This is a genomic window from Cloacibacillus sp. (assembly GCA_036655895.1).
GTDB lineage: Bacteria > Synergistota > Synergistia > Synergistales > Synergistaceae > JAVVPF01.
Genome location: JAVVPF010000021.1, coordinates 16,359 through 30,605, shown reverse-complemented (window position 1 = coordinate 30,605; position 14,247 = coordinate 16,359). Strand labels below are relative to the sequence as shown.

Sequence of the window (14,247 nt, the reverse complement as noted above, 5' to 3'; positions counted from 1 at the left end):
ATACCGCCTTTCTATATTTTATCTCTTTATCACTATGGGCAATGAGATGCCGGCTTTTGGCAGGATGCCTATCGTAGCGCCGGGCCTTTCGGCAAGCGCTACGTCAAGCGCCTCTTGTATTGAATCTACGGGGATATAGTCCATCGCTTTTATTGCTTCGTTGGAAAGGCCGCCGCTCATCATGTAGACCGAAGCGCGTTTTAGCACGCGTCTGCTGCCGAGCGCCACCACCGCGGAGATGGTGTCCGTCTCCATATCGTAAGGGGAGGCCTCTTCTATCGCGGCTTTTATCTCCTCTTCGGAGCTTCCGAGCCAGTGAGCGTAGAGCGGATGATTATGTACAAGCCCCTCCGAACACGGAGCGGCCAGTATTATCACGCCGCCGGGCTTCACGGCGAAATAGGCCGCGGTAAGCCCCTTGATGCCCTGCCAGAAGTCGATGTCGTCAGGCGAGGAGCTTGCCACGACGATGTCGGCCTGTTCTTCTATCTTTACGCTGTAAGAATCCTTTGCCGCGGCCACTCCGGCGCGGTGCGCCTCAATGCAGTCGCCGCAGAAAAAGCCGGTCACTTCGTCGTTATAGTTTTTTACCACGTTGATGATAAAGGCAAGACGCGCCATTCTGCCTACGGCGTCTATTCCCATGCGGCACGGGTTGCCGCTTTCCATGCCAAGAGGAATGTCGGAGCAAAGCCCCGCGCCTCTGTGCGTCGCCTGTGTTGTGACGAAATCGCAGACGCCTGGCTGAACTATCTTCGCGCCTCCCGAAAAACCGGCGTCGCTGTGCGGCACGATGTTGCCGACGCCGACGAGAAGGTCGGCCTCAAGCGCCCTGCGGTTTATGTGGACCGGCAGTTTGTAGCCGGCGACCTCTATTTCGCCGAGATCCTCAATATCTTCGCTCTTCGTGGCGTCGTGCTGGTAGACGCGGAAGCGGCGCACTATCTCCGGGCCGAGCTTTTTTTCCACCTCTTCGTCCGTCATAACGCGGTGCGTTCCGGGTGCGGTCATAAAACTGACATTCGCGTCGGGCACGCCGTGCGCGTTCAAATAGTCGGCTATGATAGGAAGCATTAGGTCAAGGGGCGTGTCGCGCGTGTTGTCTTCTACAAGGAAAAGGATATTTTTTTTGCCGCGCGCAAGTTCCGCGAGCGGCAACGAGGCGATGGGCGCGGCAAGCGCGGCAAGAAGGTCGTTTTTAAAATCCGGCGTCGCAGGCAGGCAGGTCGTCTCTCCGTTAAAGAGGACGGTCCGGCCCTTCGTCTCAAATTCTACGGTCGTTTTTCCGTAGGGGATCGTATATTTCATTGCCCGCCACTCCAATCAAATATTGTTTTTTGCAGTACGCAATCTGTATACAAGACTAAAAACTTTAAATCCACACAACTGATTTTGTATATGCCGTCATGTTAAATCATCTGGATTTTTATAAAAAGATAATAATAGTGTGCACGATAATTGTCAAGACGTAAATCAAAGGGCACTTTCGTTGATTAAAGCGCCGTAAGTATGGACAAAAATCAAAAAATCATTATAGTAGATGTATACAGCATGTACTAAATATGGAGAGTGAATTGCTGCATGGCAAATAAAAACGACAAAGCAGTCTGGATAAAGGCCTATGATTGGATAAAGGACGGCGTGGACGCGGGGCGGCTTAAAATGGGCGAACCTCTGCCTGAAACATGGCTTGCAAATGAAGTTGGTGTGAGCCGCACGCCTGTACGCGAGGCGCTGCGCGTGCTCGAACAGGACGGCTACATAAAGATAGTCCCGCTAAAGGGCGCCTTTGTCTCAGAAATATCTTTGGAAGACGTGCGCGAGATATATGATATAAGAAAGCTGCTTGAGCCGTTCGCCGCTCTCACGGCGGCAAACCGCATACCGGATGCCGTGATCGGCGAGCTTGACGTTCAGTGGGCGGAGCTTTGCGAGCTTGAAAGAAAAGGCCTCCCGCTTGATATGTCGCGTGTGGCGGATCTCGATCTCGCGCTGCATTTCACCATTTCCAAGTACGCCACCAACAAGCGCATCGGCGTTATCTTGGACAATTATCATGTACAGATAAAACGCTTCCAGCGGCTTTCGGTGCAGTCGCTCGCCGATATCAAAAATTCTCTGGAGCAGCATGTGAAGATAATCAACTGTATAAAGGAACGAAATCCCAAGCTGCTCTATCAATGTCTTTACGACCATGTGGTAAACAGCGAAGGTTATATAATGAAGGATTATTTCCTTCGGTAGCGCGCTCTCTCTTTGCGCCGGCCGGATTTCAAGTCGATGCCCCAAGCATATAATAGAACGATAAAGATACAGGGAGGCAGATCATGATGACAACTAAAATGAAATTCCCGAACAAACGTATGGAATCTATCGCAATGGCCGGAGGCATACGCGAGATACTCGGCCGCGCGGACGAACTGGAGGCCGCCGGCAAGAGCATAATCCACATGGAGCTGGGGCGTCCCGACTTCGACTCGCCGCAGTGCGCCAAAGAGGCGGTCAAGCGCGCGCTTGACGCCGGCAACGTACATTACACTAATATGCAGGGCGCGGAGGATCTCCGTAAGGCCGTCGCCGCGAAATACCGCGCGGAAAACAACATGGAGGTAGACGCCGACAAGAACGTCGTCATTACAAACGGCGCGATGGAGGCGCTTACGGCCTCTTTGCTGACGCTGCTTGACCCGGGCGACGAGGTGCTGATCCCAGCGCCGTACTTCTCGGCCTACGCCGACGAGATTGCGCTTACGGGAGCTGTGCTTACGGCAATCCCGACTACGATGGAAAACGGTTTCAGGCTTCGCGCGGCGGATATCGCAGCCTTCGTCTCTCCGAAGACGAAGGTGCTGCTCATAAATTCTCCGAACAACCCAAGCGGCGCGGTGCTCTCACGCGCGGACCTGGAAGAGATAGCGGCGCTTGCCATAGAAAAGGACCTCTGGGTCATCTCCGACGAATGTTATGAAAAGTTCCTCTACGACGGCGAGCATGTGAGCATCGCAAGCCTTCCGGGAATGGCGGAGCGCACTGTGACGGTCTCCGCCGCGTCAAAGACATGGTCGATGACAGGCTGGCGCATCGGATGGATAATAGCGCCGAAGGCTATGTGCCCCTACGTCAATAAGTGCCACCAGAACCTCACCACCTGCGCCAACGCGTTCGCGCAGGCAGGCGTTGCGGTCGCCTTGACCGAGGCCGGCGAGGACGTCAAAAAGATGGTGGCGGAGTACAAGCGCCGCCGCGACATGGTGACGAAGTGGCTCAATAATATAGAGGGTTTTGAGGCTATCACGCCCACCGGCGCTTTTTACGCCTTCCCGCGGATAAGCGCGCTCGGAATGGACGGCTTTGCCTTCTGTTCATGGCTGCTCGAAGAGGCCGGAGTCTCCGCGGTGCCGGGCGAAGTTTTTGGAATGCCGGGCCATATACGTCTTGCCTACTGCCGCGAGTATGACTACATCGAAGAGGGTATGAAAAGAATCAAGGCGGCCGTCGAAGGCATGAAAAAATAGCGGACGTTTTTCGCAAAGCCAATAAAATAGCATAAGACGATGAGGCCGCGGGTGAGATTTCCACGCGGCCTTGTCGCTCGTTCCAAATAATGTTTTGAAATTTACAGAAACGGCGGTTTGATCTTTGTGTCAATGGAAAATAATAAAAAATATGAAATAGATATGTGCAGCGGTGCTATTTTGCCCAAGATGCTGCTTTTTGCGGTGCCGCTTATGTGTTCCAGCATTTTGCAGCTGCTTTTCAACGCGGCTGACATCATAGTCGTAGGACGCTTTGCCGGCGACAATTCTCTCGCCGCGGTCGGCTCGAACACCTCTTTGATAGGCCTTCTGACGAATCTCTTTATAGGGCTTTCCGTAGGAACGAACGTTCTCGCCGCGCGCTACTACGGCGCGAAGGAAGAGGAGGCTCTTGCTAAGACGGTGCACACCTCGATAATGCTGGGGGTGATAAGCGGCCTTCTGCTTACCGTCATAGGAGTGGCGGGCGCCCGCAGGATACTTATTGCGATGCGGACGCCGGACGAGGTGCTCGGGCTTGCCACGCTCTATCTGGTCATCTATTTTTTCGGCATGACCCCAGTTATGGTCTATAATTTCGGCAGCGCCGTGCTGCGCGCGGTCGGAGACACGAGGCGCCCGCTCTATTATCTTCTTTTTGCCGGCGTCATAAACGTGCTGCTCAATCTCTTTTTCGTGATAAATCTGCATCTTGACGTGGCCGGAGTTGCGATAGCGACGGTCATTTCACAGTGCGTCTCCGCGGCGCTCGTTGTGCGCTGCCTGCTGCGCGAAAGCGGCGGCATCCGCCTTGTTCCCTCCGAAATGCGCATAAGCGTTCCAAAGCTGGTCAAGATATTGAAAATAGGTCTGCCTGCCGGGATACAGGGAGTGCTCTTTGCTCTTTCAAACGTCGTCATCCAGTCCTCGATAAACTCGTTCGGCGCGGTCATAATGGCGGGAAGCTCAGCCGCCGCAAACATAGAGATGTTCGTCTACTTTGCGATGAACGCCTTTTATCAGGCGATAATATCCTTCACCAGTCAAAATATAGGCGCGGGGCATATAAAAAGGATATACAACATTTTAAAGACGGGGCAGATATGTATCGTAGCCGTAGGCTGCACGCTCGGCCTTGGTGCCGCCCTCTTCGGGCACGCGCTGCTTGGCGTATACTCTTCAAGCGAAGCGGTCATAAAGGCCGGCATGGACCGGCTTTGGATACTTTCTACGACATACGCCGTCTGCGGCATGATGGACGGCATGGTGGGCGCGCTGCGCGGAATGGGCTACTCCGTTATGCCGACGGTTGTCACGCTGCTTGGCGTCTGCGGCCTGCGTCTTTTGTGGATAGCCACGATATTTCAGATACCGTCGCTGCACACGATAACCGTGCTCTACCTCTCATATCCCGTCTCATGGATAATAACGTTCGCGGCTCATCTTGGCTGCTTTACGTGGGCGATGAAGACGATAAGAAGAAGACGCTAAAAACGCTGGGTCCCGGTTCTTAATGTGAAAGGATGTCCCAGAGAAGTTTCAGCATTATAAGGGTGATAACTGCCGCCATCATGGGACGGATGAATTTCGCGCCGCGAGTGAGCGCGCAGTGCGAGCCGAAATAGCTGCCAGCGATGTTGCAGAGCGCGGCTGGTATGGCCACGGAATAGATTATCGTTCCGGCCGCGGCGAATGTGATGAACGAGGCGTAGTTCGAGGCCAGGTTCAAAATTTTCGCGTTGCCGGAGGCGGTCTTCAAGTCATATTTCATAAGCATCGAAAAGGCGATGATGGCAAATGTCCCAGTGCCAGGGCCGAAGAGCCCGTCGTAGCCGCCGATGAGCAGGCCTATGACAGCGGCAAGGGCCGTCGCCTTCGCACGGCCGATCTCATGCGACCTGTCCGCCTCGCCCATGTTGCGCCGAAACATTATGATGACGGCCGCGCATGGCAGAATGACGAGCAGCATAGTCTTTATCGTCTGGTCGCTCAGCATCAGCGCCGCCTTTGTTCCGACGGCGGAGCCGATGAAGGAGCCGGCCGCCGCGATAAGCGCGGCGCGCATATCCACGGCGCCGCCCTTCCAGAATTTAAAGACGGCAAGCGTCGTGCCGGAGGCGCTTGAAAATTTATTGCAGCCAAGCGCGTAATGCGCAGGCATCCCCGTAAAAATATAGGCCGGGAGCGATATGATGCCGCCGCCGCCGGCCGAGGCGTCCACAAATCCCGCAAGAAAGACCATAAAGCATAAAATTATCATTGAAGAGGCTGATATTGTAAATTCGCTGCCCATAAACAAACTCCTTGTATTTACAGAAATAAATGATCTGCCGTTATTCTATTTCCTGGACGCGGCCTACCTGCCCGTCCTCAAGCATCACCTTTATGCCGTGCGGATGCGTCGCGCTTTTTGTGAGAAGGCGCGCAACGACGCCTTCTGTAAGCTTTCCGCTGCGCTGGTCCGCCTTAAGGACTATTTTTACCTTCGCGCCGACTCTGACGTCGGCTCTGTTTTTTCCGTTCATTTTATCCACTGCCTCTGTTTTATAAATTTCCCGCCAGCCATAAATGCTATTATAATATATCATTATTTTTAAAAATAAAGTTCGTCACGGAAACGGAGCGTTGTAATTTGGAATATGGATATGTAACGAAAGAGATAATAGAGCAGCTGGCGGACGCGGTCGGCGCAGCAAACGTCTGGACCTCGGAAGAAAAGCGCGAGGCCTGTTCGCGCGACGAGACGCTGACGCTCAGGGCCGAACAGCGGTACATGCCGGAGGTAGTCGTGGCTCCGTGCGACGCGGGCCAGGTCTCCGAAATATTAAAAATAGCAAACCGAAGCAAAGTCCCGGTCACTCCGCGCGGCGGCGGCACCGGACTTTCGGGAGGCGCGCTTCCGCTGCACGGCGGGATCGTAATTTCAGACGAACGCCTCTGCCATATAATCGAAATAGATGCGGAAAACCTTGTCGCAGTAACGGAACCAGGCGTAATCACAAGCGAGATAAACGCGGCCGCCGCGGAAAAGGGGCTGGCCTACACAGGATACCCGATGAGCGTGCTCTCCTGCCACATCGGCGGGAACGTCGCGGAAAACGCGGGCGGCGGAAACGCAGTCAAGTACGGCGTCACGATGCGTTATGTGGTAGGCCTTGAGGTGGTGCTCCCCACCGGCGAGATCATAACGCTTGGCGGCAAGCTGATGAAGGACGTCTCCGGCTACAGCCTGAAAGAACTTTTTGTGGGTTCGGAGGGGACTCTCGGATATGTGACGAAGATAATCCTGCGCCTTCAGCCGCTCTTGAACAGCCGCGCCGCGCTGCTAGCACTCTTTTCCGACACAGAGACCGCGATACGCGCCGTGCCGAAGATGATGACGGGAAGCGGCGTCGTGCCCTCTTCGATAGAATACATGGACGCCTACTGTTACACAAAGGCCTGCGGCTTCCTCAACGAAGAGCTGCCGATGGAGGGCGTGGAGGCGGCGCTGCTCGTTGAGGTGGACGGCGGAAATCAGGAGGCGCTCGACATGGACATAGAGCGCGCCGGCGAGATACTCTCAAAAGAGGGCGCGCTTGAGATCTACGTGGCCGACACGCGCTCTACGCGCGAACGCATCTGGGCGGTGCGCCGCAACATAGACGAGGCGCTGCGCGTCACGGACCCTGTCGAGGCGGACGAGGACATAGTAGTGCCGATATCAAAAATTCCTGAGATGGTGCGCGGCATCCAGGAGATAGAGTCGCGCCGCGGCGTAAGGATAGCGAACTTCGGGCATGCGGGCGACGGCAACCTTCATCCAACCATTTTGAAGCCCGCCGCGATGTCGATAGACGAGTGGGAGCGCGTGGAGGCTGAGATAGAATGGGAAATATTCAAACTCACCTACGAGCTGGGCGGCGTGATCAGCGGGGAGCACGGCATCGGCAGCAAACGCCGCGACTATTTCGCAAAGCTCTGCCCGCCGCAGAATATAGAGCTGATGAAGAAGATAAAGTCAGCGCTTGACCCAAACGGCATTATGAATCCGGGTAAAATTTTCGATTAAATTTTAATGTTGCCATATTATCAACATTGTATTATGATTACGCAATAAATTCGACCGGAAGGGTAGGTGCGTTTTTGGAAATAAAATAAACCAAAGGTAATTATTAATCTCTTTGAATTTACCGTTTTTATGGAAGGAAGTAATAACAATGCTGGAGAAACAACATTACACAACATCGCAGCTCATGCACTTCATCGTGCCGTCGTTTATAGGCGCGCTCGTATTTCTGCTGCCCATTCCGATGAATGGCAGCCTCAACACCATCCTTGGCATAGCCATCGACTGGGGAAAGGCGCTTTTAAAGCCGTGGCTTCCCGGAACGGCTATGGTCCTCGTCGTGCTCTCAGCTGTCGCCTCGCTCTGGGCCTCTATGGCGAAGCCTGAAAAGGTCGTCGCCAACCCGTTTTGGGGTGAGCTTCTTATTGTGAAGCCCTTCTGGCTCGCCTCGCGTCTTCTGGGCGCCGCGCTCTACATCGTCATTTTCTTCAAGATAGGCCCCGAAGTGATATGGAACATGGACAACGGAGGCACGCCCGCCATCATCCTTGCTCCCGCGCTTCTTATAATCTTCATCGTGCTTGCCGGAGTCGTGCCTCTTCTTACCGACTACGGACTTATGGAATATGTCGGCACCTACGCGCGTCCGGTTATGGGGCCGCTCTTTAAGCTGCCCGGACGTTCCGCTGTGGACTGCCTTGCCTCCTGGGTCGGAAGCTGCTCCGTCGCCGTCGTAATAACGACGAAGGTACACGACCAGGGCTACTATTCAGACCGCGAAGCTTCAATAATAACGACGGCCTTCTCCGTCATCAGCATCGCCTATATTTACGTAATGGCGGATTTCGTCGGACTTCCGAACATGTATTTCCAGATAATGGCGGCGGTATATGCCGTCACCTTCATACTGGCGCTCATCATGCCGCGTATATGGCCGCTCTCGTCAATGCCGGACACCTTCTCGGGCAAGGCGGGCAAGCAGCGCATCGGAGACGATATACCTGCCGGCTACACGCTCGGTGAATGGGGGCTGAAGCTTGCGATGGAGCGCTCCTCAAAACAGACCACGGCGATGACGGTGGACTCTGGCGTGAAGACCTTCGTTTCTCTTGTCGTCAGCACGATGCCGCTCGTTGTGGCGTGGGGCACGGTCGTGCTCATCATTGCGAACAACACGCCGGTCTTTCAGGTGCTTTCTATGCCCTTTGCGTGGTGCCTCAGCCTCATGCGCATCCCAGAGGCAAATCAGGTGGCGCCCGCCTTCCTGCTTGCCTACGCGGACCAGTTCCTGGCCGCTGTGGTGGGCTCTGGCCGCACGGCCGTCGCCGCGAAGTTCATGTGCGCCTGTATCTCTGGCACGGGGCTCATCTACATGACTGAGGTCGGCGTGCTTATCCTCCAGTCATCGATACCGCTTGGCTTCTGGAAGCTGACGGGGATATACTTCATCCGCGCGGTGCTTTCCATCTTCCTGCTTGCGCCGTTTGCGTGGTATTTCTGCTAAACACGTAAACACGGAACAAACATCAAAACAAAAAGAAGGTCTCTTTCGTCGCAAAATAGCGGCTCAAAAGAGGCCTTCTTTTATTTTTACGCAAGCACCGCAGCAAATCGCGTGAAGCGGGCGGCGCCTCTGTTTTATTTTACGTTTCTGCAGTGCGCCATCAAATAGGCGTCGACGTAGCGGCCGTCAGGCGTCATCATAAAATCTTTTGCCACGCCTTCGACCTTGAAGCCGGTCGATTTGCATAATTTGAGCGCGTTTACGTTGTCGGTCGGTATCTCCACCTCAACGCGTTCCATCATCAGTTCGTCGTCTGCGAGATGCAGAGCCGTCTCCATAAGCAGCTTGCCAAGCCCCTGTCCCTGCCATTTCGGGTCGACGATTATACGAAGCGTCGCCATGCGGCGAAGGAATATCTGCCTGTTTACGATAAGCAGCACAGCGGCGCATATCTCGCGCGGCTCCGTCTCCGTTTCAAGCACCATCATGTGATCCAGCGCCGTGAGATTTTCGATAAGGCTTTCCGCGTCCATAAAAAGAGAGTTTGTGATGTGTAAATTTTTATCCCCTTTGACGCTGTCGTTGATCTTGCAGATGCTTTCTGCGTCGCTTTGCGTTACGGGCCGTATTCTCATAGCTATTTGCCCTCCCCGCGCAGGCGTCCCATCGAATATTCGTTTACGAAGAGGCCGCGCACAACGGCGGCGTGCCATTTGGTGGCCTCTACCATGAAGCCGAACTTTTTATAGAGGCTGATAGCCCTCTCATTGTCCGTCAGCACGAGCAGTTCGAGCCTGTGCAGCTTAAGTTCGTCGTCCGCGCATTCCACGATGCGCCTCATTAGTTTGTGTCCTATGCCCATCTGCTGAAAATCTGGGTCCACCATTATCGCGATTGAGGCGGAGTGTTCCCTGTGAGGTTCCCTGTTCTTCACAATTACGGCGAAGGCCGCAGCCTCTCCGTTCTCCTCGGCGACAAAGGCTCTGTCACCGCTTGTGAGCGAGCTGATAAAATCTGTCGTAACGCTGATCCTGTCGCTGGAAAGAGCGAGCACGCCCTCTCTGACACCGTCCCGCCGTCTGATGGACGCTATTGCTTCCGCGTCTTTTAACATTACCGGTCTGATTTCCAAAAGCCGGACCCCCCGAACGTCAATTATGGTCTTACCTTATTGTACTCTAATTGCACCGCTATCGCAAAAATAAAAAAATAAAAACGCGGCAAGCCGGTAAAAATTTTACATTAACAACAAAACGAAAAAACAGGCATTTTTATCTTGACTTTACAGCTATCTGCGCTATGATATTTATAATGATTTTGAATTACATGGAAGATTTAAAAGCGGCATGTCAACATAATATTGAAAGGTGAGATTTTAGATGATAATCAGCGAAAAAATGCAGGCGGCACTTAACGGACAGATACAGGCGGAACTTGACTCGGCTTATCTGTATCTCTCAATGGCTACATGGTTTGACGCAAACGACCTTCCCGGCTGCGCCCACTGGATGAAGAAGCAGTTCGCGGAGGAGCAGGAGCACGCACAGAGGTTCTATAACTTCATCTCTGAGCGCGGCGGCCGCGTCATTCTTGAAGCCATTCCCGCTCCGCGCTGCGAATGGAAGTGCGCTACGGAGATTTTCGAGCAGGCATTGGGCCACGAGCAGAAGGTGACCTCGCTCATCTACGGCCTCGTAGATCTTTCAATGGAACTCAAAGATTACGCGACGCGCGAAATGCTGAACTGGTTCATCAAAGAGCAGGTCGAGGAAGAAGAGCAGTGCATGGAGATAGTGGCGAAGTTCAAGAGGCTCGGCGACATTCCCATCTCTCTCGTGATGCTGGACAAGGAACTCGGCGCAAGAGCATAATAAATCACGGGCCGGCTGGTAAATATCTTTAAAGCCGGCCCTCTTTAAAAGGCATATTTTATTTTCCGGGAGGCATATAGATGGCAGAGATAGATATGAAGGCGCTCTTTTCGCTCACCTACGGAATGTATATCGTAAGCACGGACTTAAAGGGCAGGCTCAACGGGCAGATAGCCAACACAGTCATGCAGATAACGGCGGAACCGATATGCGTCGCCACCTGTCTGAACAAGGCGAACCTCACGACCGGCATGATAATGGACAGCGGAGTTTTTTCCGTCTCCGTTCTTGAGCAGGATGTCCCGATGACCTTTATCGGGCAGTTCGGTTTTAAATCCGGGCGCGACATCGACAAATTTGCAAACGTAAAGTTCGAGCGCGGCGCAACTGGCGCTCCGCTCATCGAGGACTGGACCATCGCCGCCTTTGACGCGGAGGTGGAGAAGGTCGTTGAGATGCCGAGCCACATAATGTTCGTTGGCCGCGTCATAAGCGCCAAATATTTCAAGGAGGCGATCCCGCTCACCTATGCGGATTACCACAGCCTCAAGAAAGGCAAGTCCCCGAAGACGGCGCCCACCTTCGGCTTCAACGCAGTAAAATAAATTGAAGCCGCTTGAAGAACGCGCGGCGCGCATAGCAAGCCGCGATATATTTGAAAAAATCTACGACGACTACAACAAGCGGATCTACGTTTCTCCCGATCCGCTTCAATTTTTGTATGATTACGACGAAAGCGCGGACAGGGAGGCGGTCGGCCTCATAGCTTCAGGGCTGGCCTACGGCAAGGTGGCGCAGATATTAAAGAGCGTAAAGCGCGTGCTCGGCGTCCTTGGCCCCTCTCCTTCGGAGTACCTGAAAAACAGCGGCCTTGAAGACCATAAAAAGGCGCTTGGTTCGTTCGTCCACCGCTTCACGGACTGCATGGAGATGTCGCTGTTTCTTGACGCGGCAGGTTCCCTGCTTAGGCGGTACGGCTCTTTGGAGCGGCTTTTTGTCGCGGGCTACGACGGCGACATACAGCATGGCATGGAAAATTTTTCGGCCGCCTTCAACGACGCGATGAACAGGGAAAATATTTTCCTGCTGCCGCGTCCGTCGAAGGGAAGCGCCTGCAAACGCATGGCGCTCTACCTGCGCTGGATGGTGCGGCGCGACGACGTGGACCCGGGCGGCTGGAGCTGCCTTTCTCCCGCGGAGCTGCTCATCCCGCTTGACACGCACATGTTCAATATCTCCTCCACGCTCGGCCTCTGTTCCTCAAAGAGCGCAAACGGCAGGACGGCGGCGGAGATAACGGCGCGTTTTTCTGAAATATCGCCGGACGACCCCGTGAAATATGATTTCGCGCTCACCCGCTACGGCATCCGCGAGGAGATGTCCGTAGAGGAGCTATTTGCGAAGTGGGCGCAAAAATAAAATAATTTTACGCGGGAGCGCAGTAGATGCTATAATCTTTTGATTGCATAAAAAGGAGGCCGCGGCATGATAAATTCTATTCTTCCCTATTGGGATCAAAATATCGACATAGACATCGCGCAGTGGGTTCCTTACGGAAAAGATTATTCGCCTGTGACGGTCAACACGATGTTCAATCCGCTGCTTGGCAGCGTGGCGGGGCTTGCGCTTGAAATGAAGAGCGAGTTTCTCTGTCTGCGCAGCTTTCAGAGCGGCAACATCGGCACGATGGTGCGTCAGAACATAATAGACCCTGTGCGCAACTCGGGGCTGGAGCTGGGCTTCACCATGGTCTTTTCGTACTCCGAAAAGATCGAGCACACAGTCATTCCTCTGCTGCGCCTCTACCCGGGGCTTATGGCGGGGCTTACGCTCTGCGATATATGGAGCGGCGACGTCCTCGTCGACGAGTGCAAGGTGCTGATGCTGATCAACGAAGACCCGTTCTTCAACGAAGCGGATTTTCTTGAAAAGCTGAACCGCTGCTTTCAGGCCTCTTCCGGCAGAAAAAGCTCAAACCTCTCCTTCTTCGCGGAGAAATTCGGCTACAGACGCTTTTCAATAAGCTACGAGACGGACGACCTTACGCAGATGCGCATAACGCAGGCGCTCTTCGACATGGAGCTGGACGCGACGAAAGAGGTGCTGGGGCCGGTGCCCGAGCTTAAGATACCGTCTATCCCAAGCCTCTCGTAAGAGGCGGCGCAATGTAAAATACAAGGCCGGAACCTTCTTTGCTGAAGGTTCCGGCCTTTTGTTTTTTCTGTGTGCGCGGCCCTTTAGTGCGCCGCTAAAATTTTCATCAGTTTTTTTTCGTCTATGTTGCCGCCGGAGACTACTACGCCCGTCTTGCGCCCGTTTACGGGAGCTTTTCCGGTAAGAAGCGCCGCAATGCCTACGGCGCCCGCGCCCTCGACTACGAGGTGTTCTTCGCGGTGCATGAAGGCTATCGCCTCCGCCAGCTCTTTTTCGGTTATTTCAAGTATCCCCTTGACGCGTTTTTTCGCGAGGGTGAGAAGGCTTTGCGGTATGTAGCCCGCAAGTCCGTCGGCCAGCGTTTCGGAGTAGACGACCTCTTTTACGACGCCGTCGTCCCAGGATTTCACCCACGGGTCGGAGGCCTCGGACTGCACTCCCCATATTTCGACGTTTGGGGCAAGCGCCTTCGCCGCGATGGAGACGCCGTTCATAAGGCCGCCGCCGCCAGCGGGGATAAGCAGCAGTTCGATGTCAGGCTCGTCCATGAACATTTCAAAGCCCGCCGTTCCCTGTCCCGCTATGACGGTCGCGTCTTCAAACGAGGAGACGTAGGTTACGTCGTGCTCCGCGGCATACTTGTGCGAGGCCGCCTCCGCGAAGTCATAGTCGCCCTCCGTCACCACCAGCTCAACAAAGTCGCCGCCGCGCCACATGATGGAATTTTTCTTCGTCTCCGGGCAGTCGCGCGGAACAAATATTTTTACGGGGATCTTCAGCTCTTTTGCCGCTATCGCCACCCCCTGTCCGTGGTTGCCGCTTGAACAGGTGACTACGCCCTTTGCGCGCTCCTCCTGCGTCAGCGAATTCATTTTGTAGAGAGCGCCGCGAACTTTGAAAGAGCCGCAGAGCTGCTGGTTCTCCAACTTGAGGAATACCGGCGCGCCTGCGTGTTCTGAGAGCGCGTGGGAATAGGCGGTCGGCGTGCGCCGCACTCTCTCTTTTAAAAATTTATATGCCTTTACGACATCTGTGATGCAGGGATCGATTGGAAGTTCCGCCACAAAAATTCCCCCTCGAATATAATGGTATAATATTCTCTATATTAGCACACAGCATAGAAATTTAAATTTAAAGTTGTATAATATTTTCTCA

At 54.0% G+C, this 14,247-nt stretch carries 15 protein-coding genes; 9 read left to right on the top strand and 6 right to left on the bottom strand.

The annotated features are described in order from the left end of the window. Positions 1-18: 18 nt before the first annotated feature. Positions 19-1,308, bottom strand: coding sequence for a nickel-dependent lactate racemase (gene larA, locus RRY12_08020; GenBank protein MEG2184606.1), 1,290 nt, complete (start codon positions 1,306-1,308; stop codon positions 19-21). A 273-nt stretch (positions 1,309-1,581) separates the two neighbouring features. Between larA and RRY12_08015 the strand changes: the two genes are divergently transcribed. The 3 genes from RRY12_08015 to RRY12_08005 all read left to right on the top strand — a co-directional run bounded on the left by RRY12_08015 (position 1,582) and on the right by RRY12_08005 (position 5,006). Further along, complete coding sequence (locus RRY12_08015; GenBank protein ID MEG2184605.1) at positions 1,582-2,244, top strand: GntR family transcriptional regulator; 663 nt, start codon at positions 1,582-1,584, stop codon at positions 2,242-2,244. An 83-nt stretch (positions 2,245-2,327) separates the two neighbouring features. Continuing rightward, positions 2,328-3,515: a pyridoxal phosphate-dependent aminotransferase gene (locus RRY12_08010; GenBank protein ID MEG2184604.1), complete on the top strand. Its 1,188-nt coding sequence runs from the start codon at positions 2,328-2,330 to the stop codon at positions 3,513-3,515. A 132-nt stretch (positions 3,516-3,647) separates the two neighbouring features. Further along, positions 3,648-5,006, top strand: coding sequence for an MATE family efflux transporter (locus RRY12_08005; protein ID MEG2184603.1), 1,359 nt, complete (start codon positions 3,648-3,650; stop codon positions 5,004-5,006). Positions 5,007-5,025: 19 nt separating this feature from the next. Here RRY12_08005 and RRY12_08000 read toward each other — a convergent pair whose 3' ends face one another. Both RRY12_08000 and RRY12_07995 read right to left on the bottom strand, forming a co-directional pair. Then, positions 5,026-5,808, bottom strand: coding sequence for a TSUP family transporter (locus RRY12_08000; protein ID MEG2184602.1), 783 nt, complete (start codon positions 5,806-5,808; stop codon positions 5,026-5,028). 40 nt (positions 5,809-5,848) lie between these two features. Next, complete coding sequence (locus RRY12_07995) at positions 5,849-6,040, bottom strand: YwbE family protein (protein MEG2184601.1); 192 nt, start codon at positions 6,038-6,040, stop codon at positions 5,849-5,851. A 107-nt stretch (positions 6,041-6,147) separates the two neighbouring features. On the opposite strand from RRY12_07995, the gene RRY12_07990 reads away from it, so the two are divergent. Further along, entirely contained in the window at positions 6,148-7,566 is a 1,419-nt protein-coding gene (locus tag RRY12_07990; GenBank protein MEG2184600.1) for an FAD-linked oxidase C-terminal domain-containing protein, read from the top strand. 148 nt (positions 7,567-7,714) lie between these two features. Beyond that, on the top strand, positions 7,715-9,067 hold the full coding sequence (locus RRY12_07985) for a YjiH family protein (GenBank protein MEG2184599.1): 1,353 nt from the start codon (positions 7,715-7,717) through the stop codon (positions 9,065-9,067). 134 nt (positions 9,068-9,201) lie between these two features. Here the strand turns inward: RRY12_07985 and RRY12_07980 are convergent, their stop codons facing one another. After that, a complete protein-coding gene (locus RRY12_07980; GenBank protein ID MEG2184598.1) occupies positions 9,202-9,702 on the bottom strand; it encodes a GNAT family N-acetyltransferase in 501 nt (166 codons plus the stop codon). 2 nt (positions 9,703-9,704) lie between these two features. Then, the gene (locus tag RRY12_07975) at positions 9,705-10,199 is read right to left on the bottom strand and encodes a GNAT family N-acetyltransferase (GenBank protein ID MEG2184597.1); all 495 of its coding nucleotides are present in this window, start codon (positions 10,197-10,199) and stop codon (positions 9,705-9,707) included. Between the two features lie 247 nt (positions 10,200-10,446). Here RRY12_07975 and RRY12_07970 point away from each other — a divergent pair, with 247 nt between their 5' ends. The 4 genes from RRY12_07970 to RRY12_07955 all read left to right on the top strand — a co-directional run bounded on the left by RRY12_07970 (position 10,447) and on the right by RRY12_07955 (position 13,092). After that, entirely contained in the window at positions 10,447-10,938 is a 492-nt protein-coding gene (locus tag RRY12_07970; GenBank protein ID MEG2184596.1) for a ferritin, read from the top strand. An 80-nt stretch (positions 10,939-11,018) separates the two neighbouring features. Continuing rightward, complete coding sequence (locus tag RRY12_07965) at positions 11,019-11,543, top strand: flavin reductase family protein (protein MEG2184595.1); 525 nt, start codon at positions 11,019-11,021, stop codon at positions 11,541-11,543. Position 11,544: 1 nt separating this feature from the next. Continuing rightward, entirely contained in the window at positions 11,545-12,357 is an 813-nt protein-coding gene (locus RRY12_07960) for a TIGR02757 family protein (GenBank protein ID MEG2184594.1), read from the top strand. A 66-nt stretch (positions 12,358-12,423) separates the two neighbouring features. Continuing rightward, positions 12,424-13,092: a hypothetical protein gene (locus RRY12_07955; GenBank protein MEG2184593.1), complete on the top strand. Its 669-nt coding sequence runs from the start codon at positions 12,424-12,426 to the stop codon at positions 13,090-13,092. 83 nt (positions 13,093-13,175) lie between these two features. Here RRY12_07955 and RRY12_07950 read toward each other — a convergent pair whose 3' ends face one another. Continuing rightward, a complete protein-coding gene (locus RRY12_07950; protein ID MEG2184592.1) occupies positions 13,176-14,156 on the bottom strand; it encodes a threonine/serine dehydratase in 981 nt (326 codons plus the stop codon). Positions 14,157-14,247: the final 91 nt, after the last annotated feature.